Annotated in this window: 12 protein-coding genes; 8 read left to right on the top strand and 4 right to left on the bottom strand. The window is 59.3% G+C overall.

Features of this window, described 5'->3' with window-relative positions; translation table 11 throughout:
• The 4 genes from AC6RA8_RS13890 to AC6RA8_RS13905 all read right to left on the bottom strand — a co-directional run.
• On the bottom strand, window positions 1-740 hold a 740-nt coding region (locus AC6RA8_RS13890), incomplete at its 3' end, for an AIR synthase related protein (RefSeq protein ID WP_500353334.1).
• A 254-nt stretch (window positions 741-994) separates the two neighbouring features.
• Window positions 995-1,378, bottom strand: a complete 384-nt coding sequence (locus AC6RA8_RS13895) for a hypothetical protein (protein ID WP_500353335.1) — start codon at window positions 1,376-1,378, stop codon at window positions 995-997.
• Between the two features lie 157 nt (window positions 1,379-1,535).
• Window positions 1,536-3,833, bottom strand: coding sequence for a mechanosensitive ion channel domain-containing protein (locus tag AC6RA8_RS13900; RefSeq protein WP_500353336.1), 2,298 nt, complete (start codon window positions 3,831-3,833; stop codon window positions 1,536-1,538).
• Between the two features lie 232 nt (window positions 3,834-4,065).
• A complete protein-coding gene (locus tag AC6RA8_RS13905; RefSeq protein WP_500353337.1) occupies window positions 4,066-4,971 on the bottom strand; it encodes a LysR family transcriptional regulator in 906 nt (301 codons plus the stop codon).
• Window positions 4,972-5,141: 170 nt separating this feature from the next.
• Here AC6RA8_RS13905 and AC6RA8_RS13910 point away from each other — a divergent pair, with 170 nt between their 5' ends.
• The 8 genes from AC6RA8_RS13910 to AC6RA8_RS13945 all read left to right on the top strand — a co-directional run.
• Complete coding sequence (locus tag AC6RA8_RS13910; RefSeq protein WP_500353338.1) at window positions 5,142-8,561, top strand: indolepyruvate ferredoxin oxidoreductase family protein; 3,420 nt, start codon at window positions 5,142-5,144, stop codon at window positions 8,559-8,561.
• A gap of 87 nt (window positions 8,562-8,648) precedes the next feature.
• Window positions 8,649-9,533, top strand: a complete 885-nt coding sequence (locus tag AC6RA8_RS13915; protein ID WP_500353339.1) for a lysophospholipid acyltransferase family protein — start codon at window positions 8,649-8,651, stop codon at window positions 9,531-9,533.
• Between the two features lie 18 nt (window positions 9,534-9,551).
• Window positions 9,552-10,361 carry a glutamate racemase gene (locus AC6RA8_RS13920; protein WP_500353340.1) on the top strand — a complete coding sequence of 270 codons (810 nt, stop codon included), beginning with the start codon at window positions 9,552-9,554 and terminating at the stop codon, window positions 10,359-10,361.
• A gap of 27 nt (window positions 10,362-10,388) precedes the next feature.
• Complete coding sequence (gene argC, locus AC6RA8_RS13925; RefSeq protein ID WP_500353341.1) at window positions 10,389-11,417, top strand: N-acetyl-gamma-glutamyl-phosphate reductase; 1,029 nt, start codon at window positions 10,389-10,391, stop codon at window positions 11,415-11,417.
• 9 nt (window positions 11,418-11,426) lie between these two features.
• Entirely contained in the window at window positions 11,427-11,870 is a 444-nt protein-coding gene (ccmE, locus tag AC6RA8_RS13930; protein ID WP_189370463.1) for a cytochrome c maturation protein CcmE, read from the top strand.
• 75 nt (window positions 11,871-11,945) lie between these two features.
• Window positions 11,946-12,557 (top strand): holin-associated N-acetylmuramidase, encoded by a 612-nt coding sequence (locus AC6RA8_RS13935; protein ID WP_500353342.1) that lies wholly within the window; start codon window positions 11,946-11,948, stop codon window positions 12,555-12,557.
• Complete coding sequence (locus tag AC6RA8_RS13940) at window positions 12,548-13,120, top strand: holin family protein (protein WP_500353343.1); 573 nt, start codon at window positions 12,548-12,550, stop codon at window positions 13,118-13,120. Before AC6RA8_RS13935 ends, AC6RA8_RS13940 begins: the two co-directional genes overlap by 10 nt.
• A 164-nt stretch (window positions 13,121-13,284) precedes the next feature.
• Window positions 13,285-15,177 (top strand): heme lyase CcmF/NrfE family subunit (locus tag AC6RA8_RS13945; protein WP_500353344.1); only part of this gene is annotated, 1,893 nt, incomplete at its 3' end.

Raw genomic sequence — 15,177 nt, forward strand, 5'->3', positions numbered from 1 at the left:
CGCTTTTCGGTGAAGGGGTCACCGACCTGCACGGTGGGGCGCTTTTCCTCGATCGTGTCGTCAAACTCGGCGGAGGCCATTGTCGCACCACCCACACCGTCGCGGCCGGTCTTGGCACCGAGGTAGACGACTGGCATTCCGACGCCCGAAGCGGCGGAGTAGAAAATTTTGTCTGCGTCAGCCAGACCTGCTGCAAAAGCATTCACAAGGCAGTTGCCGTTATAGGCAGGGTCAAACCGCACTTCTCCGCCGGCGCAAGGCACGCCAAAGGCGTTGCCGTAGCCGCCTATGCCTTCAACCACACCATGCACCAGTTGGCGGGTCTTGGGGTGGTCGGGTTCACCGAAGGACAGGGCGTTCATCGACGCAATCGGGCGGGCCCCCATGGTGAAGACGTCGCGCAGGATGCCACCCACACCGGTGGCTGCGCCCTGGTAAGGTTCGATGTAGCTGGGGTGGTTGTGGCTTTCCATCTTGAAGACCACGGCCTGGCCATCGCCGATGTCGACAACGCCGGCATTCTCACCGGGGCCGCAGATCACCTGTGGGCCGGTGGTGGGCAGTTTCTTGAGATGGATCTTGGAGGATTTGTACGAGCAATGTTCGTTCCACATCGCCGAAAAAATGCCGAGCTCGGTAAAGCTTGGCTCGCGTCCGATGATCTCGAGGATGCGGTCGTATTCGTCGGGTTTGAGCCCGTGACTTGCGATCAGATCTTCGGTGATTTTCGGTTCTGGCATGTGGTGTCCCCCGGCTTTGGACCGCTCTTTAGAGCAGGGACGGGGCAGGGGAAAGGGTTTGTCCCCGCGGGGACAGCCTGTTCGGTAGGTTTAGGGTATTTTCATCGCTTTTTGATCGTTCCGAGGGATCAATTGCTTAGATCATCGCGCGGTCGCTTGGGCCGAAATTAACCAATTTTCGGCAGGCTGGGCCCCGACCGGATGCGGTCGCGCGCCCTTTACCCAAGACAGGGCGCGCTTTCCGCATAGAATTCTTACCCGTTCAACAGGAGGATGGTGAGGATTCCATCGCCATCGGAGGAGGACGAACGTGCCTTGCCTCGCAGCCGTTGAGTATCGGCATCGAGGACGAGGTTGCCGCCTTGCAGTGTCAATTGGTCAGTCGTGGTCGTGACAATCACATCCTTGCTGCGCAACCGGAAGATCGACCCGGCACGGGGCACGAGAAACAGGCGTGTCCGGTCTTGGTTGATCCGCAATCCATTGGTCAAACCCACGAAGTCTCCGTCTGCAGAATAGACGCGAATGCCGCTTTTGCCATCGATGGCGGCGATATCCGAGGGGCTGAGGTCTGCGTACGCAACAGTGGCAGTGAGGCCGAGTGTCAATGCGGTTAGGGTCGATTTAAAAAATGTCATAACAGGCTCCTTTTTATGCTGTTGCACATCAAATGGTTGCCAGCTTCCCTAAGGAAAGATGTTGTCACGACCACGTGTCGATCACCCTATGCAATCACACCGGAATGCGATGTCGCGTGACTGAATAAGGTTTTCTTTCGTTTCTATATCAACCGCTTCAGTCCCCTGGTTTCTCCGCTGCGGGGGCTTGATCAGTCATCTCCTGCGCGGCTTGCGTCGCGGCTGCGGCGATCGTGGCCTTGTCCTGTTCTGTCAGTTTCTCCTGCTCATCCAGGCCCGGGAGGGCCACGCGGACCTCGCGGCGCGCAAAGTCGATGCCGGCCTCTTCGAACTTCTTGTTCACGCGGGTGAGCAGCTCTTTGCGGATGGTGAACTGGGTGCCGGGCTTGGCCATGAACTTGCCGCGCATGACGATGCCCACGTCGTCAAATTCCAGCACACCCTGTGATTTGAAGGGTTGCAGGAAGTCTTCTTTGAACAGCGGGTCCTCCATCATCTCGGCCCCGATGGTCTTGAAGATCTTTTTCACCTTGTTTGGATCGGTGCCGAAGGGAACGGTGAAACGCAGTTTCATGATCACCCAGTCGCGGCTGTAATTGGTGATCTTGGGTATCTCGCCATAGGGCAGGGTGTGCACCGGGCCGCGGTGATGGCGCAGTTGCATTGAACGGATCGAGATTTTCTCGACCGTGCCCATGGTGCCGTCGACTTCGACATATTCGCCGGTGCGGAACGCATCGTCGACCAGGAAGAAGATGCCGGACACAACGTCCGTGACCAGTTTCTGTGCGCCGAAACCGATGGCAAGACCAACGATACCTGCACCGGCCAGAAGCGGTGTCGTGTCGACGCCGACATTGCTGAGCCCCAGAAGCAAGAAGAGAACGACAATTGAGGCGCGGCTGACACCAAGGATGAGGGGCAGAACCGTAGACAGGCGAGAGCCGCCTGCGCCACCGCCGTCGCCGCCCCCCATTTCCTCGTTCTCCGGATCATAACCCGAGGCCGTCATTTCGGCCGCGAGCTTGCGGTTTATGACCAGCGACACGACTTCGTAGACCAGATAGCCGAACGAGATGATCATCAGGAATTCGATCAGATGCACGGCAAAGCGTTCGCCCACACCCGCGGTGGCGATCCGTTCGGGGGACATGCCCCAGAAGCCGGCAATCGCAAGCAACACGATGCCAAACACGACCACCCGGCCAATCCGGATATAGGAACGCTTGGTCGCGTAATAAGCCCGCTCGGCTATGGCACCCTCGCCTGTCATGGGGGGCACGAGGTGCCGAACAAGGCCGCGAATGGCTGTGTCCATGGCCGGTGCAAACATCAAGAGACCCATGGTTTTGTAGTGCGGGGCCGAACCGAGCAAGGCGAAGTTGCCCGTACTGGCGACGATGTTGACCACCCACCACGTGCCCAAGGCCACAAAGATTGCGAAATAGGGATAGGCGCGGGCAATCCAGTCTTCGGCTGGGCTGACATCCGGATCCGAGCCACGCATCATCTGCACACAGGGGTCCCAATATCTCCATACGATCAGGGCGGCGTAAAGATGCACTGACAGGTTGATCCAGAAGCCGATCCGCGTTTCGCCCGGGGCCACGCCGTTGGCGGCGTTAAAGGGGATGATAACGGCGCCCAGCCCGATCAGCAGGCAGAACCAGAACATGTGAAATGTCATCGCACGTGCTGTTTCGGTCGTGCCGTGCACAAGCCGGTAGGCGGGTGCGGTGGGCGCCATGAGAAAGCGGACAACGGCGACGCCCATACGTGGCAGGCCAATCAACCACGGGCCCACCAGCGACAGAAATGGATGGTAGTAGGAGGGAACGATCAACCGATTTATCAAAGCTGCGGCGACGAGGAACACCGCAACGGCGCCAACCTCGCCGACCAGCCGTTTTCCAAGCGGCTGAAGCGCATCCCGGAGACCTGGGGCGTCCCCGGCAACTTCGGGCAGCACCAGCCAAGGCCGGACGACCCTGCGAAAAACAATTTCGACAACGAGCGCCCCGGCGAACACCAGGAGGAAGTACCCCGCAAGGTTAAGTAAGCCGTTGGTGCCAACGAAATTGGCGAAGTTGGAAAAGGCTTTGCCTTGTTCGGAAAACAGGATGGGCAGACGTTGGACCGCTGCGGTCACAGACGAAAACGCTCCTGTCGTCACAGTCTCGAGGAACCCTTCAAGTTCTTCGTCTGCATCTTCCGGTGACAGGGCCGGGGGTGCGTTGATCTGGTTCAGCAGCAGAACGCGCACCTCGGCATCACTGAGCCGTGAGATAAGGGCGTTCACCGCTTCTTCGGTCAGAGGGTCGGGTAGTTCCGGGATTGTTTCACTAGAAGATGAGCTGCTTCCCGTGACGGATAGGCCCTGTGCGGATGCGCCAACAGCAAAGGACAATGAGAGAGCGAACACGATTGTCCGCAGCAGAACATTCATCAAAAACATGGGCCCCCCGGCGCAAAGCCTTTTTCTCCGGCATGACCGGAAAAGGGATTCGTTGCAACGTGGAGATAAAAAAAGGCCGAGCGCGAAGCTCGGCCAAGTCCAACAGGGAGGTATGAAGATAGCGCAATATGCGCCGTGTCTCTTCAATAGGCGAGGTAGGGATGCACTTGCCCCCGATCAAGGCACTTTCTGCACGCGCGAAGGCATGGCAGGTATGCGTTGGGTGCATATCTCAGGGATTTTCTTTTTGCCTCAGCATCTTACGGTAGGCGATGATTTCTTCCTGCACAAAGTCGCGGAAGGCGGCGATCCGCTTGGACGCCCGCAATTCCTCTGGATATGCCAAAAAAACGGGCACATCGGCGGATTCTATTTCCGGTAGGACCTGAACGAGTCGTGGATCATCCAGCGACACGTAGTCAGGCAGAATACCGAGCCCGAGATCCTGAAGCACGCCTTGCAACACGCCAAAGTAGTTGTTCACGGTCAGCAGGGATTGCACCTCGTAAGTCAGAAGATGCTGCACGAGATTGCTGCCTGCACCCACCTGCGCCGAATTGACGTTCTGGCAAATCAGCCTGTGATTGACGAGATCCTCCAGCGTTTCCGGGGTGCCGTTGGCATCGAGATATGTCTGCGTGGCAAAGACCTGCATCTTGACCGTCATCAAGCGTTTGCGGATCAGGTCGGCCTGGCTGGGTTCTTTCATGCGGATGGCCACGTCGGCCTCGCGCATGGGCAGGTCGAGCACGCGTTCCTCGAGCATCAGGTCGACACGCAGGTCTGGGTACTGTTCGTAAAGTTTGACCAGACGCGGGGCGAGCCACAGCGTGCCGAAGCCTATCGTCGTTGTCACACGCAGATCGCCGAACACTTCTTCTTCGCTGTCGCGGATGCGGGCGCTTGCTGTGTCGAGTCGCTTGTTCATCGCCGTTGTGGCATCGAACAGCAATTCGCCCTGTTCCGTCAGGATCAGCCCGCGTGCGTGACGGTGAAACAGGGTGGCATTCAGCGATTCTTCGAGCCCGCGGATCTGCCGGGACACGGCGGATTGGCTTAGATTCAGCTTGTCACCCGCATGTGTGAGGCTGCCCGCGTCCGCGACCGCGTGAAATATCCGTAACTTATCCCAGTCCATTCGCACCACTTTCGTAACGTTTGCGCTACCGTATCCGAAATTGTCTTTTTTCACATCGCTTCAATGACCGGAACCAGAAACACGAGAAGAAATTTCTGGTAAGGTCAGAGTATGTGACCTATTATTCAACTGAGAATATGCAAGACTGATCACGGCAGGGGAGGCCAGCGATGAGCACGCAGAAGATTTCCTTGAACGACCGCTACGATCTTGAAAAGAGCCCCGTTTTGCTGAACGGCACTCAGGCGCTTGTTCGCCTGATGCTGATGCAGAAGGTGCGGGATACCGCCGCGGGGCTAAACACCGCCGGTCTGGTGACAGGATATCGCGGGTCTCCGCTTGGGGCCGTGGATATGCAGATGACGCGGGCGCTGAAACAGCTTGCCGCGCATGATGTGACATTCCAACCGGGACTGAACGAAGATCTTGCCGCCACTGCCCTATGGGGGTCACAGCAGGCGGAGCTGCGGGGCGAGGGCAAGTTCGATGGTGTTTATGGTCTTTGGTACGGCAAGGGGCCGGGGGTAGACCGCTCTGGCGACGCGTTCAAACACGCCAACATGGCCGGATCGTCGAAACATGGTGGTGTTCTGGTTGCCATGGGCGACGACCACACCGGTGAAAGTTCGACCGTTTTGCACCAGTCCGAATGGGCGCTGATTGATGCCTACATGCCTGTTGTCTCTCCGGCAGGTGTGCAGGAGATCATGGATTACGGTGTCTATGGTTGGGCGCTGAGCCGGTTTTCGGGGCTGTGGGTTGGCCTGAAGACCATGAAGGACACGGTGGAGGCCACCAGCGTTGTGGATGGCGATCCGCACCGCATGACGATCAAGGTGCCGGACTACCAACTGCCCGAGGGCGGGTTGAACATTCGCCTGATCGACACGCCCACGGACCAAGAAACGCGGATGATTGACCACAAACGCTTTGCGGCAGAGGCGTTTTCACGCGCCAACCGTATGGACAAGCGCATGTGGGGCAAGGCGGGGGCCAAGATTGGCTTTGTCGCAGCGGGCAAGAACTGGCTGGACCTGGTCCATGCGCTGAACCTGCTGAACATTGATGAGAACGAGGCCGAGCGGCTGGGCATCACCACCTACAAGGTTGGTCAAACCTTCCCGCTGGATATGCAGGGCTTCCACGACTGGGCCGAAGGCTTGGACCTGATCGTTGTGGTCGAGGAAAAACGCAAGCTGATCGAGGTGCAGATCAAGGAAGCGATCTTTGACGACCGGCGCGGACGGCGCGTTTACGGCTGGTACAAGGGGGGCGCCGGTGGCCTGCACCGCGAAGAGCTGTTTCCGACCCGTGGGGCGCTGGACCCGATCCTGATTGCCGAGAAGCTGGGTGACATCCTTATTGAGGAAGGTCGCAATACCGACGGGATCAAGGCAGGGCTGGCCAAGCTGGACGAGGCGCGCCGGTCCGACAATGCCGAGGATATCGCGGCGCGCTTGCCCTATTTCTGCTCTGGTTGCCCGCACAATTCATCGACCAAGGTGCCCGAGGGTTCGCGCGCCTATGCCGGCATTGGCTGCCACTACATGGTGCAGTGGATGGATCGCGAGACCATTGGATACACCCATATGGGAGCCGAAGGGGCGAACTGGATTGGCGAAGCGCCGTTTTCGACCCGTGACCATGTGTTTCAGAACATCGGCGATGGCACCTACAACCACTCGGGCGTGCAAGCCATTCGCGCGGCTTTGGCGGCTGGTACGAACATCACCTACAAGGTTCTCTACAATGACGCTGTTGCCATGACGGGCGGACAGGGGAACGAGGGTGACCTTGATCCCTATCGGATCGTCGATGAAGTCCGGGCTATGGGCTGTGAGCATGTCGCCGTGGTCTATGACGAAAAGGAAGACGTGGATGTGTCGCGTTTTCCGTCGGGGGTGCCGACCCATGAGCGGGCGGAGCTGCCTTTGGTGCAGGAGCTTTTTGCCAAGACGGAAGGCGTGAGCGTCATCGTCTATGTGCAGACCTGCGCGGCCGAGAAGCGGCGGCGACGCAAGCGCGGGACGTTTCCGGACATCGACAAGCGCGTCTTCATCAACACGGATGTGTGCGAGGGCTGCGGCGATTGCGGCGTGCAGTCGAACTGTGTCTCCATCGTGCCCAAGGAGACCGAGTTGGGTCGCAAGCGGGCGATTGACCAGTCGTCCTGCAACAAGGATTTTTCCTGCCTCAAAGGGTTTTGTCCCAGCTTCGTCACCCTGGAAGGTGCGCAGGTGAAGAAGGCTGCGACGACAGAGTTGCATTTGCCTGATCTGCCGATGCCGGAGTTGCCGGAGATCAAGGGTACGTGGAACGTGGTGATTACGGGTGTCGGTGGCACCGGAGTTGTGACCATTGGTGCGGTCATGGCGCAGGCGGCGCATATCGACGGCAAGGGTGCCGGGATGATGGAGATGGCGGGGCTGGCCCAGAAGGGTGGTGCGGTGCATATCCATTGCCGTTTGGCGAATGATCCGGCTGATATCAGTGCCATTCGTGTGGCGACCGGCGAGTGTGATGCGCTGATTGGCGGCGATCTGGTGGTGAGTGCGGGGGCCAAGACACTTGGCCTGACAAGCGCTGGGCGCACGGGAGCTGTGGTGAACAGCCACGAGATCATTACGGGTGATTTTACGCGGGACACAGAGTTTGCCTTGCCCTCGGATCGGTTGAGCCTTGCCCTTGAGGCGCGGCTGCGGGACCGTGTGGATATGTTCGACGCCTCGGACCTGGCGAAGGCCACGATGGGCGACAGCATCTTCTCCAACATGATGATCTTTGGGGCGGCCTGGCAGCGGGGCCTGGTGCCGTTGACCCATGATGCCATTGTGGCGGCCATTGATCTGAACGGTGCGGCGGTGGAGCGGAACAAGCGCGCCTTTGATATCGGGCGCTGGGCGGTGCTGCATTTCGAAGAAGCGGCGCGCATTGCTGAGCCGAAGGTGATCCAACTGCCGAAATCGTTGGAGGAGAAGGTCGCGTTCCGTGCGGATCATTTGGTGAAGTACCAATCCAAGCGGCTGGCGAAACGCTATCGCAAGCTGGTCGACGGTATTGACGACGTTGCTGTCAAAGAGGCGGTGGCCAAGGGCTATCACAAGCTGCTGGCGTACAAGGACGAATACGAGGTGGCCCGTCTGCATCTGGAAACAGAGGCCAGGGCGCGGGAGCAGTTTGATGGGGACTTCACCATGAAGTTCCACCTGGCCCCACCGATGCTGTCAAAGGATGGCCCGGATGGGCGGCCTGTGAAGAAGGAATATGGGCCCGGCATGATGCGCAACTTCCGCCTGTTGGCGAAGTTGAAGGGGCTGCGAGGGACACCGCTGGACATCTTTGGGCGGACCGAGGAGCGGCGGATGGAGCGGGCGCTGATCAAACAGTACGAGGCCGATATGAAAGCGGTGCTGCCCAAGCTGGACGAGGGCACGCGTGATGCAATTGTGGCGCTGGCTGCGCTTCCGCTCGACATTCGGGGCTTTGGTCCGGTCAAGCAGGCGAACGAGGTGAAGGCGGCCAAGCGGCGCGAGGAGCTGTTGTCTGTCATCCGGGCAGGGGGACCCAGCCAGGCCAAGGCTGCTGAGTGATCGCGTCACACCTGCGTCATATGGGCTAGGCAGGATTGCGCTCACCCCGTAAAACGGGTGGCTAGGACCGTCATCAGGCAGAACACCATGCCCAACCGCCAGCAACGCGAGATCACCCGCGAGATCAGCTATTCCCATTCGGCCGAGACCAAGGGTGGGCGCGCATTGATCCGTATCCTTGAGAACACCACAGGACGGCTGCGGCTGATCAAGCGGGCGCAGGGCTATGAACACGAGGTGGCGGCGGGTCGTGATTTCTGGGCGGTGATGGTTGAGCGCTATGGGCTGTCGCTGAATGTCGTTGCGGGCAGTCTGGACAACATCCCCCGGGACAAGCCGCTGATCCTGATTGCGAACCACCCCTATGGCATTCTGGATGGGTTGATGATGGGCCATATCCTGTCGACCATCCGGGGTGATTTTCGCATCATGGCAAACTCGGTCTTCAAGAAGGCCGAGGAGCTGAACAAGGTGCTGCTGCCCATCAGCTTTGACGACACGCGGGAGGCCATGGCGTTGAATGTCGCTACCCGTAAGGAAGCGCTGCGCTATCTTGGCGATGGCGGTGCCATTGGTATCTTTCCCGGCGGGACTGTCAGTACAGCGGCGAAACCATTCTCAAGACCCATGGACCCCGGTTGGCGCAGTTTTACCGCCCGTATGGTGGCGAAATCCGAGGCGACCGTCGTACCGCTCTATTTCGATGGTCACACAAGCCGGTTGTTCCAGATTGCCAGCCATTTGCACAACACACTTCGCCTTGGTCTGTTGATCAAGGAGTTCAAGAAACGGGTGGATACGCCCGTGGATGTGGTGATTGGGGACCCGATCGGCAGGGATGTGCTCAACCCCACGGCAGGGGAGCCGAAACAGATGATGGAATTCCTGCGCAAAGCCACGTATGAGCTGAACCCGAACCCGGTGAAGGTATTTGACCTGGGATATGAGTTCGAAGAGCGGCACCGCACGTAAGGCCGCAAGAGGTGCTGCATGGCAGTTGGTATTTTCGATTCCGGTTTAGGCGGTTTGACCGTACTGGACGCTGCGCAAAAGCGGCTGCCGGATGTGGATTTCGTCTATCTCGCCGACAGCGCCAATGCGCCTTATGGGGTACGGACAGCAGACAACATCTATGACCTGACGACGGCGGCGGTGCAGCGGCTGTTCGATGCGGGTTGTGACCTGGTGATCCTGGCCTGCAACACAGCCTCCGCGGCGGCCTTGCGCCGGATGCAGGAAGGTTGGGTGCCAGAAGGCAAACGCGTGTTGGGCGTGTTCGTCCCGATGATTGAAGCGCTGACGGAGCGGCAATGGGGTGACAATTCGCCCCCGCGTGAGGTGGGTGTGCAGCACGTGGCCCTGTTTGCGACGCCTGCAACTGTGGCGTCACGGGCCTTTCAGCGGGAACTGGCGTTTCGCGCGATTGGTGTCGACGTCGAGGCGCAGGCCTGCGGCGGCGTTGTGGATGCCATCGAGGACGGCGACATGATTTTGGCAGATGCGCTGGTGCGGTCCCACGTGGATGCGTTGAAGCGCAAAATGCCGGAGCCGCAAGCTGCCATTCTGGGATGCACCCATTATCCGCTGATGCAGGACGAATTTCAGGACGCGCTGGGCGCAGATGTGGCGGTGTATTCGCAAGCCGGTTTGGTGGGCGAGAGTTTGGCCGACTATCTGCAGCGCCATCCCGACAAGATGGGCAGCGGGACGCCGGGGTATTTGACCACGGGCGATCCCAAAACCGTCAGCCAGCGTGCCACACAGTTCTTGCGACGACAGATCACGTTTGAAGCCGCTTGATCTGACATTTTATCCAAGAAGACCGACATGACCTATAACATCGCTATTCTGGGCGCTTCCGGCTACACGGGCGCTGAATTGATCCGGCTGATCGCTGGGCACTCCTCTATTGAAATCAAGGCTTTGGGCGCGTTCTCTAAAGCTGGACAAACCGTGGCACAGGTGTATCCGCATCTGCGCCATCTTGACCTGCCGCCCATGGTGGCCTTTGACCAGATTGACTGGACGGGCATTGACCTGTGTTTTTGCGCATTGCCGCACAAGACAAGCCAAGAGGTGATCTCGGGCCTGCCGCGTGATTTGCGGATCGTGGATTTGAGCGCTGATTTCCGGCTGCGTGATCCTGAAGAATATCAGAAGTGGTATGGCAATCCGCACAGCGCGGTCGAGATGCAGGTTGAGGCAGTCTATGGCCTGACCGAGTTTTATCGGGATGAGATTGCGGGTGCGCGTCTGGTGGCGGGCACAGGCTGCAACGCGGCCACAGGGCAATTTGCGCTGCGGCCTTTGATCGCGGCAGGCGTGATTGATCTGGATGACATCATCCTCGATTTGAAAGCAGCCGTGTCTGGCGCCGGGCGGGCGTTGAAGGAAAACCTGCTGCATGCCGAGCTGAGCGAAGGGTATCACGCCTATGCCACGGGCGGGTCACACCGGCATCTTGGGGAGTTTGATCAGGAATTTTCCAAGGTCGCGGGGCGGGACGTTCACATCCAGTTCCAGCCGCATTTGATCCCTGCAAACCGCGGGATTCTGGGCACCGCCTATGTCAAAGGTGAGGCGCAGGCCGTGTATGAGACGCTGGCAGCGGCCTATGCGGCGGAACCGTTCATCGAAGTGTTGCCGATGGGCGAGGTGCCCAGCACCCGGCATGTGCGCGGATCGAACTTCTGTCATATCGGCGTCGCGGCGGATCGGTTGCCGGGGCGGACTGTGGTTGTGGCGGCCCTCGATAATTTGACCAAGGGATCGTCGGGGCAGGCGTTGCAAAATGCCAATCTGATGTTAGGTATTTCGGAGACTGAAGGGCTGTTGATGGCCCCGTTGTTCCCGTAATGTGAGCCCATGAAGAGCCTGAAAAAGCAGCGCCGAATTCAAATCATCGCCCTTGCGGCGGTGGCCTTGACGGTGTCGACGGTGCTGATTGGCTATGCCATGCGCGATGGGATCAATTTCTTCCGCGCGCCAAGCCAGATCATTGCGGAGCCCCCCGGTCCGACCGAGGTGTTCCGCATTGGTGGATTGGTGGCCGAGGGGTCGCTGGTCCGCGGTCAGGGCGAGTCGATTCGCTTTGAGGTGACGGATGGCGGCGCAACGGTGCCCGTCGTGTTCACCGGTGTGCTGCCCGATCTTTTCGAAGAGAACCAGGGCATGGTTGGCACAGGATCATACATCAACGGTGTGTTTGAAGCCTCTGAAATTCTTGCCAAACACGATGAGACTTATATGCCTGCCGAGGTGGTGGATGCGCTGAAAGAGCAGGGCGTCTACAAAGAGCCCGACACCTAGCGTGCGCTCAGGTTAAAGCCCGTTAACCAGGATCACAGCAGTCTTCCCATCACATCTTGCGGGAAGGGCTGACTGATGCAGAATGTCCGAGACATTGCAGAAGAGATCGTGGGTCGCGAAGGCAGCTTTGTGAATGATCCGGATGATCCGGGTGGTGCCACGAAGTTTGGCGTGACGATCCACACGATGGAACGGTTGGGTTTGGACCTGGACCGCGACGGTGATGTGGACGTGCGCGACGTTCGCCGTCTGAGCCGTGCGCAAGCGGTGGACATTTTCATCACGCATTACTTCGAGCGGCCAAGAATTGCTGCTTTGCCGGAACCGCTGCACGCCACCGTTTTTGATATGTATGTCAACGCCGGTGCCAATGCGATCAAGATCCTTCAGCGTTTGCTGAACACCATGGGGCATGCCGTCGTGGTCGATGGGGCGTTGGGACCGCAGAGCATAGGCGCCACGCGGGCAGCTTACGAGGCGGCACCCGATCATCTGGTTGATGCTTACGGGATCGCGCGGCGCAACTATTACTTCCGCATCGCTGACAATCGGCCTGCCAGCCGCAAATACGCGCGGAGCCGTGCGGGCGGGAAGGGTGGCTGGATCAAACGGGCCGAGGAGTTCATCGCGCCGCGCTTTCATCTGACGGACACACAGTTTCGGGAAAGGGTTGCGGCATGGGGTTGATGCAAGGACTATTTGCACTGCTGTTTGGCGGTGATCGCAATGTGGTGAAAGACACGGTTGAGGTGTTCCGGGAGAATGCCGAGGCCGGATCGGCTCGGGCCCATGAGGTTCAAATTCAGGCGATGCGCGAGTTAGGGGCCGAGTTTGCGGTGCCGCGCGTGGGTTGGTTTGATCGGGTGATGGACGGGATCAACCGCCTGCCGCGTCCGGCGCTGGCCTTGGGAACCTTGGGCTTGTTCGTGTCGGCCATGGTGGCGCCCTTGTGGTTTGCGGAACGTATGCAGGGGATTGCGCTGGTGCCTGAACCGCTGTGGTGGCTGTTGGGCGTGATCGTGTCGTTCTATTTCGGCGCACGTCATCAGGTGAAAGCGCAGCAGTTTCAGCGCGAGATTGTGCATACGATGGCGCATGTTCCGCAGGTGATGGAGAATGTCGCGGCCCTGCGAAAGATGCGCCATGACGGGATTGGGGCGGCTGCCACGGACGGGGATGCGCGGCTGACGGTCGCGTCGCTTGCTCAGGGGGAGAATGCGGCAATAGACGAGTGGCGTGCAGCGGCGTGATCCAAAGGCTGCCGCGCGACGACATTTTTCAGGGGCTCTGCCCCCGCCTGCCGCGTCCCCGTGGTGCTTTTTGGTCAGAAGAAACCGCGTTTATGGCGATGTCGTGATGCGACATAAACGGCAGGGGCATTGGCGGGGTGATCCGGGCGGCATATAACAGTGCCATGATTACAGAGCTCGGTCACTTTGCCCTCGTCCTCGCCTTTCTGATTGCCATTGTTCAGGCTGTTGTCCCGTTGATCGGGGCATGGCGCCGGGATGCGCGCTGGATGGCTGTTGCGGAACCAGCGGCGTCGGCCCAGTTCCTGCTGATCGCCTTTTCCTTTGCAGCGCTGATGTGGGCGTTCATCGTCTCGGATTTCTCGTTGCGGCTGGTGGTTCTGAACAGTCATTCGGCCAAGCCGATGCTCTATAAAATCTCGGGCACATGGGGGAACCACGAGGGGTCCATGCTTCTATGGGTGCTTATTGTAGCACTTTTTGGAGCGATGGCTGCGTGGTTTGGGGACAATCTGCCGCCCACGTTGCGCGCACGGGTGCTGGCGGTGCAGGGGGCGATTGGCGTGGCCTTTCTGGCCTTCATCCTCTTTACGTCGAACCCGTTTGTGCGCTTGGCCGTGCCACCCTTTGATGGGCAGGACTTGAACCCGCTTTTGCAGGATCCCGGTTTGGCGTTCCATCCGCCGTTCCTGTACCTGGGCTATGTCGGGCTGAGCATGGCGTTCTCCTTTGCCGTCGCCGCTTTGATCGAGGGCCGCGTAGATGCGGCCTGGGGACGCTGGGTGCGGCCCTGGACGCTGGCGGCCTGGGTCTTTCTGACCATCGGGATCGCGCTAGGGTCGTGGTGGGCATATTATGAGTTGGGATGGGGCGGTTTCTGGTTCTGGGACCCGGTTGAAAATGCATCGTTCATGCCGTGGTTGCTGGCCGCCGCGCTGCTGCATTCGGCCATCGTGGTCGAGAAGCGCGAGAGCCTGAAATCATGGACCATCCTGCTTGCTATCCTCGCCTTTGGCTTTTCGTTGATCGGCACGTTTATTGTGCGCTCTGGTTTGCTGACCTCGGTGCACGCCTTTGCCAATGATCCTGAGCGCGGCGTATTCATCCTGATGATCATGGGCTTTTTCATGGGCGGGGCGCTGCTGCTGTTTGCCTTGCGTGCAGGTGCGATGGAGGCGCGAGGTGTATTCGGTATGGTTAGCCGCGAAAGTGCACTGATCGCCAACAACCTGCTGCTTGCCGTGAGTTGCTTCGTGGTATTCGTGGGCACGATGTGGCCGCTGGTGGCCGAGATGTTCTTTGACCGGAAGCTGAGCGTCGGCCCGCCGTTTTTCAACATGGCCTTTACGCCGTTCATGGTGATCCTTGGTTTGATCCTGCCGATCGGGGCCATGATCCCCTGGAAACGGGGGCAGATTTCGAAAGCGGTACGGCCGCTGCGCTATGTCTTTGTGTTGGCCTTGGCCTTTGGCGGATTGGCCTGGGCGATGAACACGGGCAAGCCGTTGACCGGCCCACTGGGTGCGTTCCTTGGCGCGTGGCTGGTGATGGGCGCGATGGTCGACATTGCGTCCCGGACCGGAAAGACGTTTGATTTTGGTCGGCTCTGGCGCCTTCCACGGGCGGACTGGGGTAAGACGGTGGCCCATGCTGGTCTGGGTGTGACGATGATTGGTGTTGCGGGTCTGACGGCCTGGCAAACCGAAGACATCCGCGTGGCCCAGATTGGAGAGCAATTCAATGTTGGGGGATATGACCTGACCCTTGACGCGGTTGAGGATGTGGAAGGGCCGAACTACCTGTCCACGATGGCGTTCATCACGCTGTCGCGCAACGGGAACGAAATTGCGCAACTGCGCCCGGAAAAACGTATCTATCCGGTGGCGCAGATGCCCACCACCGAAGCCGGAATCGACTATGATTTGGCCCGCGATGTGTACGTTGTGATTGGCGACGCGCAGCAGGGCGGTGGATGGGCTGTGCGGACCTATATCAAGCCGCTGACCAACTGGATCTGGATCGGCTGCGCGCTCATGTCCCTTGGCGGGCTCTTGTCA

It is taken from the genome of Tateyamaria sp., from assembly GCF_059783535.1.

Bases quoted from the DNA above. Each gene is read 5' to 3' on its own strand.
- AC6RA8_RS13895 (WP_500353335.1), bottom strand. From the start codon at position 1,378: ATGACATTTTTTAAATCGACCCTAACCGCATTGACACTCGGCCTCACT.
- AC6RA8_RS13900 (WP_500353336.1), bottom strand. From the start codon at position 3,833: ATGTTTTTGATGAATGTTCTGCTGCGGACAATCGTGTTCGCTCTCTCA.
- AC6RA8_RS13905 (WP_500353337.1), bottom strand. From the start codon at position 4,971: ATGGACTGGGATAAGTTACGGATATTTCACGCGGTCGCGGACGCGGGC.
- AC6RA8_RS13910 (WP_500353338.1), top strand. From the start codon at position 5,142: ATGAGCACGCAGAAGATTTCCTTGAACGACCGCTACGATCTTGAAAAG.
- AC6RA8_RS13915 (WP_500353339.1), top strand. From the start codon at position 8,649: ATGCCCAACCGCCAGCAACGCGAGATCACCCGCGAGATCAGCTATTCC.
- AC6RA8_RS13920 (WP_500353340.1), top strand. From the start codon at position 9,552: ATGGCAGTTGGTATTTTCGATTCCGGTTTAGGCGGTTTGACCGTACTG.
- argC (WP_500353341.1), top strand. From the start codon at position 10,389: ATGACCTATAACATCGCTATTCTGGGCGCTTCCGGCTACACGGGCGCT.
- ccmE (WP_189370463.1), top strand. From the start codon at position 11,427: ATGAAGAGCCTGAAAAAGCAGCGCCGAATTCAAATCATCGCCCTTGCG.
- AC6RA8_RS13935 (WP_500353342.1), top strand. From the start codon at position 11,946: ATGCAGAATGTCCGAGACATTGCAGAAGAGATCGTGGGTCGCGAAGGC.
- AC6RA8_RS13940 (WP_500353343.1), top strand. From the start codon at position 12,548: ATGGGGTTGATGCAAGGACTATTTGCACTGCTGTTTGGCGGTGATCGC.